This is a genomic window from Roseisolibacter sp. H3M3-2, from assembly GCF_029211165.1.
GTDB lineage: Bacteria > Gemmatimonadota > Gemmatimonadetes > Gemmatimonadales > Gemmatimonadaceae > Roseisolibacter.
Map to the genome: position 1 here is coordinate 1 of NZ_JARGEK010000709.1, position 932 is coordinate 932.

1 protein-coding gene is annotated in these 932 nt (G+C 82.1%); it reads left to right on the forward strand.

Annotation, left to right across the window (positions count from 1 at the left end):
* Positions 1-129 precede the first annotated feature (129 nt).
* Positions 130-932, forward strand: an 803-nt coding sequence (locus PYV61_RS25890; RefSeq protein WP_275836772.1) for a type II secretion system F family protein, incomplete at its 3' end; no start/stop codon positions are given.

Consider the following 932-nt stretch of genomic DNA (forward strand, 5'->3'; position numbering starts at 1 on the left):
TGCGCGCGCGGGCGCGGCGCGACGCGCTGGTGGCGCTGGCCGCCGACGGGCTGCGGCTCGCGCGCGCCGGGCGCACCACGGTCGACGAGGTGCTGCGCGTGGCGCACCTCGACGACGCGGGCTGACGCGGTGCGCTTCCGCTACCGCGCGGCGACCGCCGAGGGCGCGGAGGTCGGCGGCGCGCTCGCCGCGGCGCCCCCCGCCGCGGCGCTGGAGGAGCTGCGCCGCCGCGCGTTGGTGCCCATCGCGCTCGACGCCGACGCGGGATCCGGGGGCACCCCGGCGCGCTGGCGGGCGGGCGGCGGCGCGGCGCGCGGGCCGGCGCTGGCGCTGTTCGCGCGCACGCTGGCCACGCTGCTGGAGGCCGGCGTCCCGCTCGAACGCGCGCTCGCCTTCTGCGAGGAGCAGGCGGGACATCCCGCGGTGGCCGCGGCGGTGCGCGACGTGCGGCAGGCGGTGCGCGGCGGGTCGGCGCTCGCCCCGGCCGTGGCGCGGTACGGCGCGCTGTTCGGCCCCCTGGCGGTCGCGATGCTCGGCGCCGGCGAGGGCGCGGGGGCGCTGCCGGCGGCGGCGGCGCGGCTGGCCGACCACCTCGACGAGGGGGAGGAGCTGCGCGCGCAGGTGCGGGCCGCGCTGCTGTACCCCGCGCTGATGGCGACCGTGGCCGCCGCCGGCGTGACGGTGCTGCTGCTGGTCGTGGTCCCGCGCTTCGTCGCGATGCTCGACGAGACCGGGAGCGCGCTCCCCTGGTCGACGCGCGTGCTCGTCGGCGCGAGCGCGCTGCTGGTGCGCGGGTGGTGGGCGTGGGCGCTGCTGGTCGTCGCCGCCGTCGCCGCCACCCGCGCGTGGCTCGCCGACGACGCGAACCGCGCGCGCTGGCACGCCGCGCGGCTCGCGCTCCCGCTCGCGGGCGACGTGGAGCGGCGGTGGGC